Annotated in this window: 22 protein-coding genes and 1 riboswitch (1 of these 23 only partly in view); of the genes, 1 reads left to right on the top strand and 21 read right to left on the bottom strand. The window is 40.9% G+C overall.

The window, feature by feature from the left end; translation table 11 throughout:
* From tsaD to BR73_RS27090, 9 genes are all read right to left on the bottom strand, one after another.
* Positions 1-811: the 5' portion of a tRNA (adenosine(37)-N6)-threonylcarbamoyltransferase complex transferase subunit TsaD gene (gene tsaD, locus BR73_RS0104230; protein WP_033164530.1), read on the bottom strand. The gene continues 212 nt to the left of window position 1, outside the view; only the first 811 of its 1,023 coding nucleotides appear in the window; the start codon lies at positions 809-811; its stop codon lies beyond the left edge, outside the window.
* Positions 812-1,074: 263 nt separating this feature from the next.
* Positions 1,075-1,989, bottom strand: a complete 915-nt coding sequence (locus BR73_RS0104225) for a ribonuclease Z (RefSeq protein WP_033167074.1) — start codon at positions 1,987-1,989, stop codon at positions 1,075-1,077.
* A 367-nt stretch (positions 1,990-2,356) separates the two neighbouring features.
* A complete protein-coding gene (locus BR73_RS0104220) occupies positions 2,357-2,602 on the bottom strand; it encodes a hypothetical protein (protein WP_033164529.1) in 246 nt (81 codons plus the stop codon).
* A 74-nt stretch (positions 2,603-2,676) separates the two neighbouring features.
* On the bottom strand, positions 2,677-3,105 hold the full coding sequence (gene rimI / locus BR73_RS0104215) for a ribosomal protein S18-alanine N-acetyltransferase (protein WP_033164528.1): 429 nt from the start codon (positions 3,103-3,105) through the stop codon (positions 2,677-2,679).
* 3 nt (positions 3,106-3,108) lie between these two features.
* A complete protein-coding gene (tsaB, locus tag BR73_RS0104210; protein WP_033164527.1) occupies positions 3,109-3,816 on the bottom strand; it encodes a tRNA (adenosine(37)-N6)-threonylcarbamoyltransferase complex dimerization subunit type 1 TsaB in 708 nt (235 codons plus the stop codon).
* 58 nt (positions 3,817-3,874) lie between these two features.
* Positions 3,875-4,303 (bottom strand): tRNA (adenosine(37)-N6)-threonylcarbamoyltransferase complex ATPase subunit type 1 TsaE, encoded by a 429-nt coding sequence (gene tsaE, locus BR73_RS0104205; protein ID WP_033164526.1) that lies wholly within the window; start codon positions 4,301-4,303, stop codon positions 3,875-3,877.
* Positions 4,304-5,204: 901 nt separating this feature from the next.
* Positions 5,205-5,825: an ECF transporter S component gene (locus tag BR73_RS0104200; protein WP_081848537.1), complete on the bottom strand. Its 621-nt coding sequence runs from the start codon at positions 5,823-5,825 to the stop codon at positions 5,205-5,207.
* 171 nt (positions 5,826-5,996) lie between these two features.
* Positions 5,997-6,128, bottom strand: a riboswitch (FMN riboswitch).
* A 31-nt stretch (positions 6,129-6,159) separates the two neighbouring features.
* Complete coding sequence (locus BR73_RS0104195; RefSeq protein WP_051684959.1) at positions 6,160-6,669, bottom strand: VanZ family protein; 510 nt, start codon at positions 6,667-6,669, stop codon at positions 6,160-6,162.
* A gap of 330 nt (positions 6,670-6,999) precedes the next feature.
* Positions 7,000-8,115, bottom strand: coding sequence for an LCP family protein (locus tag BR73_RS27090; protein ID WP_051684958.1), 1,116 nt, complete (start codon positions 8,113-8,115; stop codon positions 7,000-7,002).
* A 281-nt stretch (positions 8,116-8,396) separates the two neighbouring features.
* On the opposite strand from BR73_RS27090, the gene BR73_RS0104185 reads away from it, so the two are divergent.
* Positions 8,397-9,650: a nucleotidyltransferase family protein gene (locus BR73_RS0104185; RefSeq protein WP_033164525.1), complete on the top strand. Its 1,254-nt coding sequence runs from the start codon at positions 8,397-8,399 to the stop codon at positions 9,648-9,650.
* Here the strand turns inward: BR73_RS0104185 and BR73_RS27085 are convergent.
* The 12 genes from BR73_RS27085 to BR73_RS0104130 form a co-directional block, all read right to left on the bottom strand.
* Positions 9,619-11,400 carry an ABC transporter ATP-binding protein gene (locus BR73_RS27085; protein WP_051684957.1) on the bottom strand — a complete coding sequence of 594 codons (1,782 nt, stop codon included), beginning with the start codon at positions 11,398-11,400 and terminating at the stop codon, positions 9,619-9,621. The two genes, BR73_RS0104185 and BR73_RS27085, sit on opposite strands and share 32 nt — an antisense overlap.
* Positions 11,401-11,552: 152 nt before the next feature.
* Positions 11,553-12,026 carry a S24/S26 family peptidase gene (locus BR73_RS0104175; protein WP_033164524.1) on the bottom strand — a complete coding sequence of 158 codons (474 nt, stop codon included), beginning with the start codon at positions 12,024-12,026 and terminating at the stop codon, positions 11,553-11,555.
* A complete protein-coding gene (locus tag BR73_RS27080; protein ID WP_051684956.1) occupies positions 12,014-12,862 on the bottom strand; it encodes a hypothetical protein in 849 nt (282 codons plus the stop codon). The genes BR73_RS0104175 and BR73_RS27080 overlap by 13 nt, the downstream gene beginning before the upstream one ends.
* A gap of 92 nt (positions 12,863-12,954) precedes the next feature.
* Entirely contained in the window at positions 12,955-13,131 is a 177-nt protein-coding gene (locus BR73_RS28625; protein WP_156034585.1) for a hypothetical protein, read from the bottom strand.
* Positions 13,128-14,234: a radical SAM protein gene (locus tag BR73_RS0104165; protein ID WP_033164523.1), complete on the bottom strand. Its 1,107-nt coding sequence runs from the start codon at positions 14,232-14,234 to the stop codon at positions 13,128-13,130. Before BR73_RS0104165 ends, BR73_RS28625 begins: the two co-directional genes overlap by 4 nt.
* Positions 14,182-14,499, bottom strand: a complete 318-nt coding sequence (locus BR73_RS0104160; protein ID WP_051684954.1) for a PqqD family protein — start codon at positions 14,497-14,499, stop codon at positions 14,182-14,184. Before BR73_RS0104160 ends, BR73_RS0104165 begins: the two co-directional genes overlap by 53 nt.
* On the bottom strand, positions 14,496-15,152 hold the full coding sequence (locus tag BR73_RS0104155) for a hypothetical protein (RefSeq protein ID WP_033164522.1): 657 nt from the start codon (positions 15,150-15,152) through the stop codon (positions 14,496-14,498). Before BR73_RS0104155 ends, BR73_RS0104160 begins: the two co-directional genes overlap by 4 nt.
* A 9-nt stretch (positions 15,153-15,161) precedes the next feature.
* On the bottom strand, positions 15,162-15,782 hold the full coding sequence (locus tag BR73_RS27075; protein ID WP_051684953.1) for a VanZ family protein: 621 nt from the start codon (positions 15,780-15,782) through the stop codon (positions 15,162-15,164).
* Positions 15,724-16,449 carry a CpsB/CapC family capsule biosynthesis tyrosine phosphatase gene (locus BR73_RS0104145; protein ID WP_033164521.1) on the bottom strand — a complete coding sequence of 242 codons (726 nt, stop codon included), beginning with the start codon at positions 16,447-16,449 and terminating at the stop codon, positions 15,724-15,726. The genes BR73_RS27075 and BR73_RS0104145 overlap by 59 nt, the downstream gene beginning before the upstream one ends.
* 22 nt (positions 16,450-16,471) lie before the next feature.
* Complete coding sequence (locus tag BR73_RS0104140) at positions 16,472-17,161, bottom strand: immunoglobulin-like domain-containing protein (protein ID WP_033164520.1); 690 nt, start codon at positions 17,159-17,161, stop codon at positions 16,472-16,474.
* Between the two features lie 178 nt (positions 17,162-17,339).
* Positions 17,340-18,032 carry a CpsD/CapB family tyrosine-protein kinase gene (locus BR73_RS0104135; RefSeq protein WP_033164519.1) on the bottom strand — a complete coding sequence of 231 codons (693 nt, stop codon included), beginning with the start codon at positions 18,030-18,032 and terminating at the stop codon, positions 17,340-17,342.
* The gene (locus BR73_RS0104130; protein ID WP_051684952.1) at positions 18,019-18,804 is read right to left on the bottom strand and encodes a Wzz/FepE/Etk N-terminal domain-containing protein; all 786 of its coding nucleotides are present in this window, start codon (positions 18,802-18,804) and stop codon (positions 18,019-18,021) included. Before BR73_RS0104130 ends, BR73_RS0104135 begins: the two co-directional genes overlap by 14 nt.
* Positions 18,805-18,952 lie beyond the last annotated feature (148 nt).

Below are 18,952 nucleotides of genomic sequence, written 5' to 3'. Positions count from 1 at the left end.
GGGCAACCTTTTTTAGCTTAAAATCTTTTGCTGCTGCCAGTGTCTTGGTAACCAGCGCATCTACCACAGCTTCCTGGAAGGACGCTGCTATATCTGCTCTATTTATTTCTTCTTTCTTCATTTCACAGTAATTCAAGTGGTTCAGAACTGCAGATTTCACTCCGCTAAAACTAAAATCATAAGGAGCATCTGCTATGTTGGCCCTTGGGAAGGCAATGGCATCTTTCTTTCCTTCTTTTGCAAGCTTGTCCACCTTGGGTCCTCCAGGATAACCAAGTCCTATTGCTCTGGCAACCTTATCAAAGGCTTCGCCGGCTGCATCATCATGGGTCCTGCCGATGATTTCATACTTCCCGTAATCCTTTACAATTACAAGGTGAGTATGTCCTCCTGATACGATCAAACATAAGAAAGGAGGCTCCAGGTCTGGGTGTTCTATGAAATTAGCAGAAACATGCCCTTCAATATGATGTACCCCTACCAGGGGTTTCTTAGCGGCATAACTGATTGCCTTTGCTTCTGCTACTCCTACAAGCAAGGCTCCAACCAGTCCGGGTCCATAGGTTACACCAATAGCGTCTATGTCCTCTAAAGTCACTTCTGCTTCCTTCAACGCTTCTTTCACTACCTGATTGATTTTTTCTATGTGCTTTCTGGAGGCTATTTCCGGGACAACCCCTCCATACAGGGTATGAAGTGCTATCTGGGAGGATATCACATTTGATAAGACCGTTCTTCCGTTCTTTACTACAGCTGCTGCTGTTTCATCACAGGAGGATTCAATAGCCAGAATTAATATGTCTTTTTCCATTTTTAACAGATTGCTCTTGGAGCAATTCCTTTCCAACTTTATTGATTTTGTTATATAAGAATCATATCTGGTATTCTAATGTTCTGTAAAAGCTTCTACTGCTTCGTCCATTTAATGCTGTTCATAATTTTGGAATAGCTTTTCATATGCAATGCAGGCAAACCCAGTCGTAGTTGTGCTATGCTTAGGTTCAACCGGAATTGTATAAAGGTAATCAGAGCAGTACTATACCTAGGTATTGCAGTACACTGTTTTAGTTCTAGTTATTCATTCGGATCGAATTCCAGCGTGATACTTTTCTTGTCAGTTCCCGCCTTTGCTTCCGGAAATATAGCTCTGGTATCGGCCATAAATTCTTCGGGTCTTATTAAAGACGGACTGTAATGAGTCAGCCAAAGTTCCTTTACATTGGCTGCTTTTGCCAGTCTCGCGGCATCATAAAAGGTCATATGCTTATGTTCCGCCGCCTTATTTTCCTTATCCTTCTCACCATACATTCCTTCACAGATAAACAGGTCTGCCCCCATGGCATGATCACTTATGGAGGGGATAGGTCTGGTGTCGGTACAATAGGTTAACTTAATTCCTTTTCTTGGCGGACCTAATACCATCTCAGGGGTAAAAATTCCATCCTCTGCTTCTACCGTCTCTCCTTTTTGCAGCCGGTTCCAGTATTTTTGCGGCACCCCATTCTCTGTTGCTTTCTCAAGGAAGAATCTGCCGCCACGTTCAATCTGCACATTATAGCCGTAACATAATACATTGTGATTAACTTTAAAGGCCTGTATCACATATCCATTGATTCGGAATTCTTCTTCTGCACCGTTTATCTCTATAAAGTTAATTTCAAAGGGAAGCTCCGGTGCAATTACTCTTAAGGCACTTACTACTCTTTCCAATCCCTTTGGCCCGATCATGGTAACCGGCTCGGTTCGGTCTGCATTTCCCATTGTAAGGAGCAGCCCGGGTAATCCGCTGATATGATCTCCATGATAATGGGTAAAGCATATAATATCGATAGGATGAAAACTCCATCCCTTTTCTTTTATTGCAATCTGGGTTCCTTCACCACAGTCTATCAGTAGACTGGAACCATTGTATCTGGTCATTAATGCTGTCAGCCATCTGTTTGGCAAAGGCATCATTCCGCTGGTTCCTAGTAAGCAAACATCTAACATGTATTTTCCTCGCTTTACTGCTTTGATAAAACAGTTATTTAATATGGGCAGAAGCCTTCTGCCTGTGTTTCCTAAATAGTACCATAACATTTTTAAGGAATCAAGCCCGCGGGAATATTACTGCCGGTCCTGTTCTATTATAACGATCTCATATTTGTATTATAACCCAAATCGTTATATCCCAAAACAGCTAGACTCTGACCATGCCAGTCTATTGTGATAATACGCTGTCAAGCTAGTGGCAATCTTCCATAGGAATGTCAAAAGCTTACCTGCCGTTCTTTTGATGCTCGAAGCCCATTACATAAAAAAAGAAACAGACACCCAGCTCGGCTATGCCTGTCCCCTGGTATGTCTGTCCCTCTCTTTATAGTGCTTCTTTCTTATGAATCTTTTGTATCGGTATCTTAAAGGATGAAATGAATTTGTCATAACAATCTTCACACATATTGAATTTGTGAAGTTCCAAATCGTACTTGGAAAAGTATCCCCACTCTTTTGCAGCTTCAAAGACATCTTCTTTCATTATACCTTTTTCTACCGCTATTTTCTTTCCACAAACATTACAAAACATGTCATGTCTGATTATCGGTGCTTTCCTTACTTTATCCATGTCTTCCCTCCCGCCGACTTGTCCGCCTTCTTGTTATTATTATAACGTGAAATCCAGAAAATTTACAGTGGGAATTACAACCACATTATAAGTGCATCCTCTACTGGTGCGTCATAATAGTTTTTCCTGATTGCAGTATCCTGAAAGCCTAACTTGTGATAGAGGTGAATAGCTGATATATTGCTGAGCCTCACCTCCAGTGTAAAGGCATCTATCCCTGACTCTCCCGCCTGTCTGAGCAGTTCCCGAAGCATGGCCTCCCCTACCCCCTGGTTCCTGTATCTGGAGTCAACGGCAACATTGGTTATCTCTCCTTCACCAACAATTCCCCATAAGCCGCAATAGCCGAGTATTCTTCCTTCTTCTTCCACTACAAGGTAAAGGTTACTGGGATTACGAAGTGACTGAAGAAAAGATTCTCTGCTCCAGGGCCTTGAAAAAGAATTGCTTTCTATAGCATAGACCTGGTCCATATCTTCTTCCTGCATATGACGAATCAGCATAGACTACACCCCTTCTTGTTTTTCTGCTCTCTCTCTTTCTGCCTGAGACATTCTTAAATACTCAGGCTCAAAGCTGTCTGCATTTTCAATACGTCCGGCTTTATAATACTCTACGCTTAAACTACCCAGTGCTGCTGCTCTTTGCCTTGAGAGATGGATAGGTGCTATGGTATAAGGTGCCTTCAATAAAGAAGCAAACTTTGACAACTGTGCTTCTACCCCGTCTCCCAAAAACAATATCTCATTTTCATACTCATTTAATATAGCTGCCAGTTCTTCAACCTCGGCGGCAAACTGAGGACGAAGCACTGTAAAGTTTCCGGCCTTCCATTGATAAAGACCTGTATATACCTGGTTTCTCCTGGCATCCATCATAGGACAGATAAGTTTATCTGTTCCAAAGAAATTATATGCCAGTGCATCCACCGTAGGTACATTGATAATGGGTATATCTAGTACAAGAGCCAGCCCTTTGGCAGTTGAAGCACCGATTCGAAGTCCGGTAAAGGAGCCCGGTCCCCCTGCAACGGCAATGGCATCAAGTTCCTCTAACTCCATATCTACTATCTTTATTACTTCATCCACCATAGGCAGTAAGGTCTGTGAATGTGTCTTTTTATTATTTACTGTAAATTCTCCAAGAACTTTTTCCTCTGTAACTACCGCTACGGAAGCAACAAGTCCGGAACTGTCTAAGGCTAATATTTTCATCTCAGCTCCTATCTGTGTGCTCTGGCACACGTACCAATCAGATTATTGAAAAAATGTCTTACCTGCTGTTTTCTACGGTAATTCTACGATAATCAAATCCTTTGTCCGGATCCTTTTCTATGGTAATTCTGACCGGATTATCGGGAAGCAGTTCCTTAATCAGCTCTGCCCACTCCACCAGACATACACCCTCTCCATAGAAATAATCCTCGTAACCTATCTCTTCCATTTCTTCAATATCCTCTATACGATATACGTCAAAGTGATATAGCGGCAGTCTGCCTTCTTCGTATTCAGAAACAATAGTAAAGGTTGGGCTGTTAACCGGTTCCAGGATTCCAAGACCTCTTGCAAAACCCTGGGTAAAAACTGTTTTTCCTGTTCCCAGATCACCGGATAAACAGTAAACCTCTCCTTTGCCTGCTTCTTCACCCAGCCTTTTTCCCAGGCTGTAGGTTTCATCTCTGTTATATGTCTCTATTATCATAAATTCTCACAGTTCCTTATAATTTTCTGCGGTTATTTTATTCCGGTTGAATTCTGTAACTTTTTTCTCTCATATTTATGATTACAGTTACACATGCTGTTCAACTTAATACTCAACTGCTTCGTTTAGATAGTTCCCTTCTTATTACCTGCTTTATTACCTGCCCTTAAACTATTTGGTATCTAAATTATAAATGGTTTGCTACTATCATATAATCACTTGCAAGTATGAGTCAATATTTTTATTGTACTGCTGATTACCTATGTTTACAACATTAAATTATAAATCACAGGTAATTACTAGCTTTAGTTCTAGTAACCCCATGATTACAGGCCTATTGCAAATATACTTCTATAAGTATCTTATACTCAACCATTAATTCATTAAATATGATGCAATGACAAAGCTATATATAAAAAGCTTATTCATTTTATTTCATAATGTACTAAAAATACCGGCCTGTAAACACTCTGAAAATTTTCAGACTATGCATACAAAGCCGGCAAGTACATCTTTTTATGTGATATATTAAGGTTTGTGCTTTAAACGTCAGGCAGTCTGCACCTAATGTCTTATAGTTTTTTTAATATCTGACAGAAATTAAACATCACACTGGGCTGTATTTAATTTCTTTCAGAGATTTAACATCATACTGGGCTGCATTTAATTTCTTTCAGAGATTTAGCATCACACTGGGCTGCATTTAATTTCTTTCAGAGATTTAACATCATACTGGGCTGCATTTAATTTCTTTTCAGAGATTTAACATCACACTAGGCTGCATTTAATGTCTTTCAGAAATTAAATATCATACTGGGCTGTATTTAATTTCTTTCAGAATTGATTTCAACATCATACAGAGCTTTTCTTAACGTAGTCAGTAACAAAAGAACTTCGTTTTTTAGAGCTGTATTCTCTTCTTTAACATTTCATAAGTAAGTTGACCAACTATTCCGAGAAAGACTCCTTTTACCAGATTAAAGGGTGTAATACCAAGAAGTATTAAAGTAAACATATCCTTGATTCCAGGTATCATAGTTGCTGCTGCAACGATATTTTCTATTCCGCCATACATTCTGGCATACATGGGTACAGTAACGAAATAGTTCATGAGAAAACCAACAACAGTCATTACTATTGTAGCTACTCCGAACACTAAAAATGATTTATATTTACCTTTCAGTTTATGGAACAGAAGCCCTGCAGGTACTACATAAGCTACACTGACAATAAAGTTAGCCAGCTCCCCTATACCCATAGTCTTTGATGCAGTTATGGCTTTTATAAGGTTCTTTATTAGTTCTATTACCACACCTGCTGCAGGCCCAAACCAGAAAGCTCCGAGCAACGCAGGAATATCACTGAATTCCAGTCTTAAAAATCCGATAAAGGGAGGAGACTCCAAAAGCATCAGCACATAGGACAGTGCAGATAATAAACTCACTGTTACCATTGCTTTGGTAGTAAACATATTCTTTCTTTCATAGGTTCCTCTCATCATTTTGTTCTCCGACATTTTCATATTAATCTCTCCTTTTGGAAAGGAAATTCCTGGTGTTCGGTGCTGAATAACTATTTCTTCGTTTATTCACACTCTCTCCAAGGAAGTAATAACTTCAGAAGCAGAAAAATAAGGCCCCGAATATAAATATTCGGGGCCATTAAATACATAGAATCATGCATATTCTGCAATCAGCTTCTTCTCACATCCAGACTTTACTGTCGGTTTTGGAATTGCACCAAATCAACTGATAACGGTGTAACCGTATATCAGGTCGCGGACTTTACCGCCGGTCGGGAATTTAACCCTGCCCCGAAGAATTTCCTTATTTTTTTGTGTCTTTATAATAATCCTATTATACGACTTTGTCAATAGGAATTTTATGTGATTTTTTTAATGATGATTTCAGGCTGTGTATCCCCTGAAACAGCAGGATTCCAAGCCCTGCCCCCAGGGCATCAATAAGCACATCGGTTACCATACCGGATCTTCCGGGAACAAATAACTGATGTATTTCGTCAGTAGCCGCATAGAGTGTACAAATTAAAAGTCCTGTAATAAAACGACGCTTTCCTTTTAACCCGTGTTTCAGTAATAAAGGGAAGGATACTGCAATTCCAAGCAAGGCGTATTCAGTCAGATGTCCTACCTTCCTTATGGGAGTATGTATAAGCTCTATTATATTCGCTTCTTTTGCCTGGGTTAACTCCAGGTCTATAGCATCAATTACAGCTTCCACCATGGACTTCGTCAACGAACCGCTCAGATCTGAGGATTGATTTCCGTTTTCCATGGAAAACATAAATATCATTACCATTATTAACAATGCCGGTATCCAGGTTAACCACAATTTATTATTATCCATTCTTATATGCCTTTTCATTTTCTTCCTACTATTCTATTACATTTTTTGCAGGATGCCACTTTTATTTAATAAATTATGGTATAACATAACTCTTTCTATGTCAAGTCGCCTGACTTACGGCAGAACAGCAGATGTAGATTATAATACTTGTAGCGAAACAGATAATATAGGCTTACATTAGTTCCCTTTGACGGGTTCTTAATGACACTTACATGGCGGCTGTTGTGCCTAGTTGAAAGGCTAACATTGTCTGAGGGCTTTGCAACGAAAATGGATAAAAGGTCAGCCTATCTCATGGTCTGCTCCAAAGTTTTGCCTCATCGATCAGCCTTATTCCTCCGGTGCATAGGCTTGTGTTACAGGAGCTGTCTCATCGTAGATTTTTGCCCTTAAGGCTTCGATATTACGGTTAAAATCAAGCGTTATAACCTCCATTCCCCGTATACGCATGAATTGATAGGAATTATCTACCGGTATACTCCATTGATTCAGCTCATAACCGGCATACTTCGGAAGAGAAAGTATCAATGAGAAGATATCCCCCTCCGATAGATCTGTGGTTATCTCCGGAAGCAATTTATTCAGTAATTTATTCAGTTCTAATAAATTCAATTTCTTTACTTTGTTAAAGGCCTGCTCCAATACCCTTCTCTGCCTGGCAGTTCTTTCAAAATCCGTTCCTATATAACGGTTTCTTGCATAACCTAAGGCCTGCTTACCGTTTAGTTTCAGTTCACCGGAACTTGTCAGGTAATCTACCCCGTTCTCTTCTCCCTGCAATCGATTTAACTCCGCTATGTAATCGTTGATAATGGGTATTTCCTCTTTGGTCACATTTATCGTTACACCGCCGACAGCATCTACTATATCCATAAAGACATAAAAATCCACAGAGACATAACGATCTACCGCTACTTTAAAGTTCTGCTCTATGGTGTCCATTAACAGCTCCGGTCCTCCAAAGGCACAGGCTGCGTTTAACCTGTTATTATTCTTACCAGGTATTTGAAGGTAGATATCTCTTAACAGCGAGGTAGCTGTAATGGTTTTCTTCTTTTTATTAATTGACACCAGAATCATTGCATCTGATCTGGAATTTTCACCTTTTGCCCTGGCATCGGTTCCTATCAGTAAAAGATTAAATACATTTTTGTCTGATAAGACGGTAGTACTGTTAGCCTCCATGTTTTTACGGATTTCGTTTTCTGCATTTTCTATATCACTTACAGGTGAATCAGGTTCAGTGCCGTCAGTGTCCTCCGGTAAATCCATAGCCTGTGTCTCTGCTGCCTGTGTATTTGCCTTAAGTGAACTGCTGTTGTTTATTTTACTGATATAACTATGCACCAGAAGATACGCACTTAACACCAGTAAACCTATGGCAAACAATATTAACAGCAGCAGCTTCTTCCATTTCCTGTTACTTCTCTGTTCTAAGTCTTCCATAATTACACTCCCTGCATATCACAGGCAGACCTGCGATACCGCCACTTTTATTAAGAGTGAAGGAATCCTGGCGTGGCATCCTTTCATTGGTATATTTTCTTCACTCTTCCTTCTATCCTTCAGTTAACATAGTCTCTCAAATCGATCTCGTTTCTACAATTCTCTAATCCTGTAGGATTTAGGCTTTTTTTGTCTGCTTTAATTGGTTGTCCCGCTGCTTTAGAATATGCTATAATTTTGTAAATGTTTAACATTGTCAATGCATGGGAGGGCTTAAATTTATGTTGGAACACAGTGCTGTCTTAATTCAATTATTATCGTCTGCTATATACGGTAAACATCCTGATGCTGTTCCTGAACAAACTGATTGGGATGCTTTATATGAAGAAGCCAAAGCACATCAGGTTCACACGTTAATCTATCCACTCCTTGAGGAGCTTCCCAAAGAGCTTCGGCCTGATGCTGCCTTTACTGAGGCTTATAAATGTGAAGTTCTAAGAGAAGCCGCTCTTCAGATACTGCACCTAGAACAGATGGAAAAGGTATTTGCTGCCTTTATTGAAGCCAGTATTCCCATTATTGCACTTAAAGGACTTATAATCAGGGAATACTACCCGCACCCTGAACTCCGCACCATGGGGGATGCTGATGTACTGGTTCATTCAGCTGATCTGCAAGAGGCACATAAGGTGCTTACTTCCCTGGGGTATCGAAAAGGAAAAGCCAGCGAAAGACATATCGCATATTTACATACCGACTATCCTGAGATAGAGCTCCATGAAATCCTGACAATCAATGAATCCTCGGAAAATAAGAAACATTTTAGTGATACTGTCTGGAGCAAGGCTCATTATGATTATATAGGCGAAGTTCCCGTTCTGGTTCTTTCAGTAGAAGATCAGATACTTCATTTGCTCTTTCACACCATTCACCATGTTATGCTTAGTGGTATCGGTATCAGACAAATATGTGATCTTACTTTATTTCTCAACGCTCATCTTAATGATTTTGCCTGGGAAGATATTCTGGCAGAAATGAGAGAGTATGGCTGGGAAAAGTTTACCACAACTATATTCCAGGTATGCCACCAGCTTTTTAAGCTTCCGGTTCCGGCTTATATCCTGAAGGAGAATTCAACTGACAGTACCATGTATCAGCAGCTCTTAATTGAAGATATCCTTAATTCCGGTGTTTACGGTAAGAGAACGAAGGAACGGGAGGCCTCCAGGCACATCTTATTGTATATGAAGAATAGTACCCCTGCCATGTCATCTGATATAACCCCAAGTAAATCAGCAGGACATAATACAGATAAATTGGTGCATCTTCTGCGATTTTTCTTTCCCAGTCCCGATAAATTACATTATCAATACCGATATGTGAGAAAGTACCCCCTGCTGCTCCCCTTTGCCTGGCTGCACCGGGCCGTCTATAATCTCCGGCAGCTGTCTGTTCTTCCTTTCGTATATAAAAAGAAATTTACAGCTTCTTATGAAAAACGGATCAAATTACTCCAGTGGCTGCAACTTCGTTAGCCATTTCATTAAATTCTGACAGAATTTCTTCTGCACTCCTTTCTCTGAGCCTGCCGCCATTTAACTCAAGCACCCTGCGGCAGTACCGGAGGATTGAGAGCCTGTGAGTTATGATGATACAGCTGACTTCTCTTAATTTACTGATATTGTGTATAACTTCTCTTTCTGTATCCATATCCAGCGCCGAGGTTGCTTCATCTAAAATAAGTAAGGGTTTCTTTCGAATAAGCGCTCTTGCTATGGATATTCTTTGAGCTTGTCCCTCCGATAGTCCCACTCCCCGTTCTCCTAAGCTTGTATCAAGGCCTTGCGGTAATTCGCTTACAAATTCCCAGGCACAGGCAGCCTTTAACATCTCCTTTTGCTCTTCTCTGTCTGCCTGACTGTCCCCGACCCTTAGATTCTCTTCTATTGTACCGGAAAATAAGGTATTCCCCTGTGGTACATAGGATATTAGCTGCCTTATGTAACAGCTCTCAAGGTCATAATTAATTCCCTTGTCTTTTATATATATATGCCCGCCGGTTGGTCTTAGCAGCTGCATGAGCAGATAGATCAAAGTTGTTTTTCCCTCTCCTGATGCACCGGTTAATGCCAGGATATCTCCTGCCTCTAACGAAAAAGTTATATCTTTTAGCACCAGTTTCTCAGGAGTATAGGCAAAAGTCAGCTCCATCAAATCAATGCTTTCAAAGCCATTTACCTTCTCCCTGACAGGGGCATCCGCAACCGACTGCTCCACAGCCTTATCAGGCTCTAAATCCTCCCTTAAGCCCTCTACTTCTATTATTCTCTTTGCAGAACCGGCTGCCGAATAAATCATAGGAAAAAGAGAAGCCAGTTCAATAAAAGGCAGGATTACCTGTAAGATAAGCTGTATGTAGGCAGTAATCGTGCCCACTGTCAGTGTGCTGTCCAGCACATAGGCAGCTCCCCATCCAAATACTGCAAGAAAGCCTATCCATAAACCTATCATTATTAATGTATTTGTAACGGCAGAGGTATAATTCCTCTTAAGTGCCAGCCTTTTCTTCTCCGCCTGAAGCTCTCGCAGCTTGACTCTGCTCTCTCCTTCTCTGCCAAAGGTCTTAATAATCAGCATATGCTCCAGACATTCCTGTAGATAGGATCTGTAGCTGGAATCCGCTTTCTGGGCTTCTTCATGAACGGATACATAACGGGAACCTGCAAAAGCACCCAGAATTAGTGCCACCGGACCTACTAATACAGAAAAATAAGCCACACCTCTATGAAAGGACATCAGAACAAAAAAGGCTGCTGCCAGACCCATTACGGAAGCTGCCCCTCTGGTTAGTCCATTAATTATTCCATTTACTATAACCTGGGTGTCTCCGTTAACCCGGGTTGCCATATCACCTGTATGGTACCTGGCGTATTCCATCCAGTCAGTCTTTGCAAGCTTTTCATATACTTCTTCCTTTAAGCTTCCCGTCATATTTTCGGTGGTATGAACTGTAAGAACTGTAATAAGCCATTTCCCAAACAATAGAATAAGCACAGATGCTGCAAAGAGAATTCCTCCCTGTACTGTTGCTTTCGTAATACCCCCCATAAAGGAATCAATCAAATCTTTCGACAGATAAGCCATTATCACCTTAATAACAGAGGAGACACTTCCTGCCAGCACTAAAGTTATCAGAGAAATAATATGAGGATGGGTTCTCTTTCCCATCCATTTAAGAATCTGTATTTTTTGATTCATCTGTATACCCACTGCTATCGCTGCCATGTCAGCGATACCGCCACGAAAATTAGTGAGAAAGCTTAGTGTGGCAGCCTTTCAATCATAAATTTCCTCTCACTCTTCTAATTATGATGCAATTATCTGGCATCTTAAATTATTCCTTAAGTTCCGGAATCCTTCAGTATACTTAAGCCCCTTCAAATACTGTATTTTCGCTGTAGGCTGCGAAATTTATGATACCGGAAGATTATCGTTTTACGAAAAGGCAGCATACAGAACCATAAAAAGGAAAGGGTTTTCCACAGGATATTATTTACTGGAATCTCTGCCCCCTTCCGCCATACCTTAGTTACTTTCGCCAGTATCTGATCTTTTCGAATCGGCCCTTCCAGGCTTCTTTGTGCATCTCCGTTTATATATACATATTCCTTTTTCTTAAATATGACCCGGTGCAGCACGTATACACTGTCATCTCTTTGTATTAAGATAATGTCTCCGGCTCTTATTTCCGGGTAGGAACAGGTAATCAACTCTACACTGTCCTTGTTCTCACGCAGGAAGGGATACATACTGTTTCCGGTTACAGATATCCTTACACTTTTATCATTTTCAAGCAATTTTCGGATGACGGGCATCATAACCCCCGTACTGATTCTTTTTATTTCATACATTGGTATAATAACTCCACTGCTTCCCTGTCAGGCCTGCATCTTAAAAGAAATACAGGTGTAACAGCTATTATTTCCTCCAGATTCTTAAGTGCCAGCTTCATATCCTGCTCATTGTTATATGGCAGAAAACTTCTGGGCATTAATTTCTTTAGGGTTTCCTCCCCGGCTAGTTTCATAATATCATTTTCTTTTGACTGCTCCAAAAGTACGATTGCGCTTAAATCAGCTGTTTTATTGGTACATTTCCTGCTTGCACCATTCCATAGGGTGCCGTATACTCTTGGAACCCCCTGTATTACTCTGATTGCAGGCCTGTCATGATTGATCATGACAGCCCCTTTGTATTTCCTCCACAGATTTGCCTGGGTGGTCTTTCCCATTCCGGAGGGTCCTGAAAAAATCAGCCCTCTGCCTTCATATTCTATGGCCGCACCGTGAATTACCAGTCCGTTATGCCTTAAGATACGGTTGCGAAAAGCGATTTCTCCAAGTGTGCTTAAAAAAGAAGCTGCCGGCTTCTTCTCCTCCGGAGTATAGGAAATATCCACCTGACTCCAATCTCTGTCCGCTGTCATTCTATATGACAAACTGTCTGTCATTCTGTTAAAGAGATACAGCTCTGTTTTTTCAGCATCCCTTGTATAAGGAACCCACCTTATACTGTCATCAAAAACAATCAGCTCCTTGGGAACCTGAATCTCTTTATCCAGTCTGTATGTAAGCTTCATTTCCTCTCCTGTAGACCTAAGTTTAAAGGTGTTTAATTTCCTGTGTGACCATTTAAGATCAGTCTCCAGAGTTATAGGAATATCCGCTATCTGTAAAGTACTTTTCATGCTAACACCCCTGTATACCGCAAACCTGCCTGCGGTACTGTCTTAATATAAATTGTGAAATATCCTCGCAAATGTACTATGAACTATGCTGCTTAGCTGCAGCCACCTGCACTGGTATAACCAAGTTTGCAGCGGCTTTTTCTGCAGAAGATCATCTCCCAGATATAAGTAAGGGGATCCGGCCCGGACAAGCCTATATGGCAGGTTGCCAATCTTTCCTCCGGTCTTAATTCAACAATTTCAATTGTAGGCCTTATGTATTCCTTCATACTATTTCCTCCATTTTTTGATATTCTGTCAGCCTGCTGTTCTCTCTTGCCAATTCGCAAAGATAGGGTGCAGGCTCTTTAAAGCTGCCGGTTTCATTCAGCAGTCTGCCCGGACAGGACTTGCATTGCCCTTTCAGGGAACATTTACTGCAGGTCTTGCAGACCGGAACTCTATCGCACTTTTGAACCAGTTCCCTCCAGGCACGTCGAAAGGAACTTTTAAGGGGATGGGTCTTGGGTGTATTCATTATGGAGCAGGGTACCATTACTCCTTCCCAGGTTATAAAGAAACTGTTCTTTCCGCTGTTACAGGGAAATGCATTACTGCTCTGGAAATAATCAAAACACTCCGTTGCTTTTCTATAAGCCTCTTTGTCAATATGTACGGTTTCGTCAAAGGCCTCCGCCTCCGTTTCCGGCTGTGTATCAAGAATCAACTGCGCCTGCTCAGCCGGAGACAACCGCCCGGTATCAATCTCCCTCCTCTCCCTTTCCGGTGTGATATAATCCACCAGATTTATTTTTAAACCAAATCCCTCTGCCAGATTCCTTATAGCAGGCAGATCCGATCTGTTTTCCTTAATTATGGTTGTTCTTAACTGAAGGTTTATACCTGCCTCCTGTATTAACCGAATCCCCTCCAGGGCTTGCTGAAAACCCTTTGCATTCCCGCATACTTTTCTATAGGTATCTGGGGAAGCACCGTAAAGTGAAATATCTATCTGAGAAGGAGGTATGGTCTTAAGCCATTTGATAACCTCCGCTGTAATCAACGTCCCGTTTGTATAGATACTGATGATAAATCCCATCCTGGTTAATTCTTCATATATTTCTTTAAAATCTTCTCGAAAAAACACTTCTCCTCCGGTCAGAAGCAGAAACAGCATACCGGAATCCCTGGCTTCTCTGGCTATCTCGATCCATTCCTTTGCACTTAATTCTTTCTTCTTTAAGTCACTGTGCAGAAGTCCGTTACAGGCATAACACATTCTGCAGCCCAGGTTACAGCGGGTGGTAAGCTCAAATTGTCCGGATAAAGGTATTTTATTGCTAAAAGAGTTCATTGTAAGCGTTGCACTTAACTGTCCCCAGTTCATTGCCATCTTCTATCAATCCCCTCTCATTAATCTGGCTGATAAAGTCTGTAATATCCTCTGCTGCCACCTCTGCTTCAACACTGTAATTTTCTCTCAGAAGTTTCACCAGTTCCTCCTTTGATTCTATCCCCTGTTCCAGCTTAGACCAAAGCAAAGCTCCACTTTCACTCAGACTCATTAATCCGTTAAAATCCACTACTCTCTGCCCTACCGGTACTACCACCCAGGCTCCTGCTATTTCACGCAGTAAAAATCCGCTCTTAATTTTCATGTTACACTTCCTCCCTTACGCAGCTTTCCTTTCACATCTGTTATGGGAACTACTGCAAGCACTGCCAGGCTCAGATATTCCTCTACCTGTTGTGCAGTCTTGATTCTGGTTCCTTTTATATATCTTATAGTAAGCACAAGCACTGTGATAACTCCCCCCAGCAAAGCTCCTCTGACGAACCCTACCGTATCTTCTTTGGGAAACACCTGTGCACGGCCGGCTTCCTCCAGAACCTTTATTTCAAATATATCTCCAAATTCCCTCTTTATTACTTTTATATAGGCATTAATCAGGGTAACCGCCCTATCTGCGTCATAATCGTATATTGTAAGTTCAATAACCCTTGTATTTTCTACCAGGGACAGGTACATGGCCTCTCTTAATTCAGCTGGGGTCAGATCTGCATCTGCTTCAAGAATTACCTTCTCCAGTATATTTCTATTCTCCATAAGGCGTATCAGATCATCTGCTGCCTGCATCCCGGTCTGCAGCTTTGTTACGGCATAATAGTAGTCCGATATTATGTAGCGGTTCACACCCCCTACTAATAAACCTGCCAATATTGTTATAATTATTATTGATTTCATTTTATTTCTAAGGAATAACAGATATTCACTGAAGGTATCCTTCGCCTCGGTTTTTAATCTTTCCATGAAAGCTCCTTATCCGCTATGTAATATATAACGCTTTGCTATGTCTGTAATACTCCTGCTAATCAGATGTCCCAGTATGCAGCCCAGTACGTTAAGCAAAACGTCATCTGTCTGCAGATACCCTCTTTGTGTAAGGTACTGTGCAAGTTCAATAGTGATGCTTAAGGTTACTCCACACAACAGATATATTAATAACTGCTTATTTTCTGTAAATAACATGGAGAGTAGGAAACCAAAGGGCATAAAGAGTATAATGTTTTCTATGGTATAGATATTACCTTCAAGCCTATGGGAAAAGGTTGCAAGAGGCATTAGATCTATATCGTTTCTGGAACCGGGAGGCCTGGAAAGAATGGCAAGAAAGAAAACAAAAGTGATATAGGTAAATAATAAAAACAGTATTGTCTGTGTCTTTCCGGTCATTATCCGGAATCTGTTTCTCCTCTTCTGCCCAAGCAGCAGAAAGGTGAAGTCAAAAACCATAAGGGCAAGTATTCCGGAAAATGCCGAGGGTATCAGATAAGAAGCCACTGCCAGGATGGTATCGTTATAGATGGGCAGCAGCAACCCGTTATATATATTGGTCTTTAAGAAGCTTCCTGCCGTTATGTATAAATATATCTGCTGCATATTCTTCTCCGTACTTTTTCTTTGCCGTATCGATACACTCCCTTATCCTTGGCGGTCTGATTTCATCCCCATGACTGTCCGTGGCTACAAAGTGTAATAGCTTTCGTTTAAGGAGTCTCTTGACAAATCGCTGCAATTCCCTTCCATCCTCCCCTCGTATACCGGAGGCATTGGATTGGATATAAGCTCCCATAAGAATCAGTTCGTCAACGAGTTTCATATCTTTTCTTAATACATAATACCGTTCAACATGTGCTATAACCGGCTTATATCCGCCTATTATCAGATTTTGAATACTGCTCTTTAAATAACGGTATTCACAGGAGGGTTGAAATTCAACCAATACATAACTCGTATTACCCAGGGTAGGTATTTCATTTTTCTGAAGTCCGTATACGGTGTCCTGGCTGTAAAAGATCTCACTGCCCAGATAAAGCTTAAGTTCCGGAAAATGCTCTTCTGCTTTTATTTTTAATTCCTCAAAGGCTGCCTTTAATCTGCCTAACCTGTCTTCTCCCCTTCGGTAGCATATATGGGGTGTTGCTATCATCGTGCGAATTCCTTCGGCATAAGCTATTTCCAGCATACGCAATGCCTGGTTCATACTGTGAGCACCATCGTCCACTTTTGGTATTATATGATTGTGTATATCAATATATCCTTCCATCTTCACCACCACTTTTTACGGACTATTCCACCTTTAATACAAGGGATACCTTTTCAGACTGATTGCCTTCACTGTCTTCTGCTGTAAGTACGATAGGATAGGTTCCCTTCTGATTCATATTATAGGTTCCGGTTACGGTTACACTGTTTAGAAGAGCCTGAACGGAATCTTTGTCATCACTGATATTTTTGATATAGGCTTTCGGATCGAAGTCTTCACCTTTATTCAGAGTAATCTCTGTGCTAAGAAGTTCTATAACCGGTTTCTTCTTATCTGCGGATTGACCTTTTGCATCTTTCCTGGAATCAACCGTTTTCGTATCACCATTTGATTGCGCTGTTTCTTGCAATCCGGCTCCTCCATTGTCTGAAGCTTCTTTGGCGTTTTGTACTGCTTCATAAGGTATGAGTATATCCAGCTGTCCTACGTTATTACTGGAATCTTTGGCCAGATAAGTAATCTTCGCTGCTGTACCATCCGGCATTGTGATAAGATCTCCAACCATAACAGTGGAGGTAACATCGCCATCTACATCATCCTCTGCCGTGATACCCTGTAACAATAAGGAGGCATCTTCTCCCTCTCTATAAACCAGGTTCTCATTGTCAATATGAATGACCGGAGCTGTTCGGTCTTCCTTCACAACTATGTATATCAGCAAAGCAAATAGAAGCGATGTAATAATCCCTGATAATATAATAAATTTCTTCATAATTGACACGCACTGCCTATCACAGGTAGTTCTGCGATACTGCCACATTTTATACAGAGTGAAAGAAGCCTTATGTGGCAGCCTTTCCTTTGTAAATTTCCTTTCACTCGCGAGGTTTCTGTTATTGCCCTCCTATAACAAAGTAATTTCTACTTATTTGATCGGTGCAATGCTACCACTAATACGGGGCATAGGCTGCTCCGTAATATTTCTTATAGGTTAACCCGTAATACCTTTGATGCTTAACTTCTACTTTGTTCAATACTGCTCCCAGGACCCGGCAATTACTCTTTTCCAGCTGTTTCATAATCTTCTGGACAAATTTATAGCTGTTGGCATCTGCCTGTATTACAATTACCGCTCCATCACAGCTTTCCGCTACATTTGCGCTGTCTATTACAAGCCCTAAGGGTGGAGTATCAATTATGATGTAATCGTATTCCTCTCTTTTGCTCTGTAAGAGTTCTTTAAAATACCGATTGCTTAAAAGGTCCGAGGGGTTTGGCGGTATGGGTCCGGTAAAGATCATATCAAGGCCTTCCAGGTTGGTATTGTATATTACCTCCTCACTTGTGTTCATACCTGAGAGATACTGGGAAAGCCCATTAACAGACTGATTTATCTTCAGTCTTTTTATCATATTGGACTTTCTTAAATCTGCATCTATAAAGAGTACCTTCTTCCCTCCTTCTGCCATTGAAGCTGCCAGCCGGATGGATACGGTGGATTTGCCTTCACCTGGAATACAGCTGGTGATACAGATTATCTTTACATCTTTTCCGCAAAACTGAATATTGGTACGAAGTGTGTTATAGGCTTCATAACCTCTGAAATCCACACTTGCCTTTAATTCAATATTAATTGACTGCATTTTCAATACCTCCTTTGTAACCTTTCTTATTTGCCTTTTTGTATGCTCTTTTTAATTCCGCTCTTACTTTCCTTGTATTTAGAATATCTTCTTCCAGAGGAATTTCTGCAAGGGGGATTATTCCCAGATGATTTTCTATATCCTCGTTGCTCTTTATATGGTCGTTGCTTAAGAAAAACAATACAATCAGACCCACGGCAGCACCAAGTCCCAAGATACCTCCAAGCATGATATTCCTTGAAAAGTTATCTTCCGTAGGCGCTAATGGAATACGACCTCTTTCCACTACACTGACCTTCTCAATATCCATTACCGCTATCATCTGTTCTGCCGATACATCAGCTATTTCATCGGCAAGTTTTTTTGCCAGGAAAGGATTCTCATCTCTTACCGTAATCTCAAGGATTCTGGTTTCTTCAGGGATATATACGGTTATTTTACTAATAAGCTGCGCCTGCTCCAGGTTTAAGTCAAGATTATGTATTACCTGTTCCATAATGGGTCTGCTGGTTACCAGAATCTCGAAATCCTTTATCAGAAGGCTTCCCGTAGACAAATCAGCACTGGTTACTGTTTTTGCAGGATCCTGCCTGTTTATTACATACAGTTTTGTTGTTGCCGCATATATGGGTACCTGGGTCAGCTTTGTAGCGATACCCCCTGCCAGAGCACAAATGATTGCCGCGAAAAAAAGTATCCAGAACTTATCAAGCAAGGCATAGAATATTTCTCTTATATTAATCTCTAATTCTTCTGTTTTCTCAAATTCCATTTTATAAACCGTACCTTTCTCCTATATATGTATAATCCTATTTTTTCTCTATGTGGTATAAGAACTTATATATTTGGTATATTTATACCCAAGAGAAATGAGAAACTTAATTCCTTCAGTAATTCTCCAAAGCTTTGGCCCCAGCTAT

Origin of the sequence: Clostridium sp. KNHs205, assembly GCF_000702945.1 — a bacterium.
In the GTDB taxonomy this organism is placed as follows: Bacteria; Bacillota; Clostridia; order Lachnospirales; family Lachnospiraceae; genus Anaerocolumna.
Note: the sequence above shows the minus strand (reverse complement) of the source record. Positions and strands in the feature narration are given on the sequence as shown.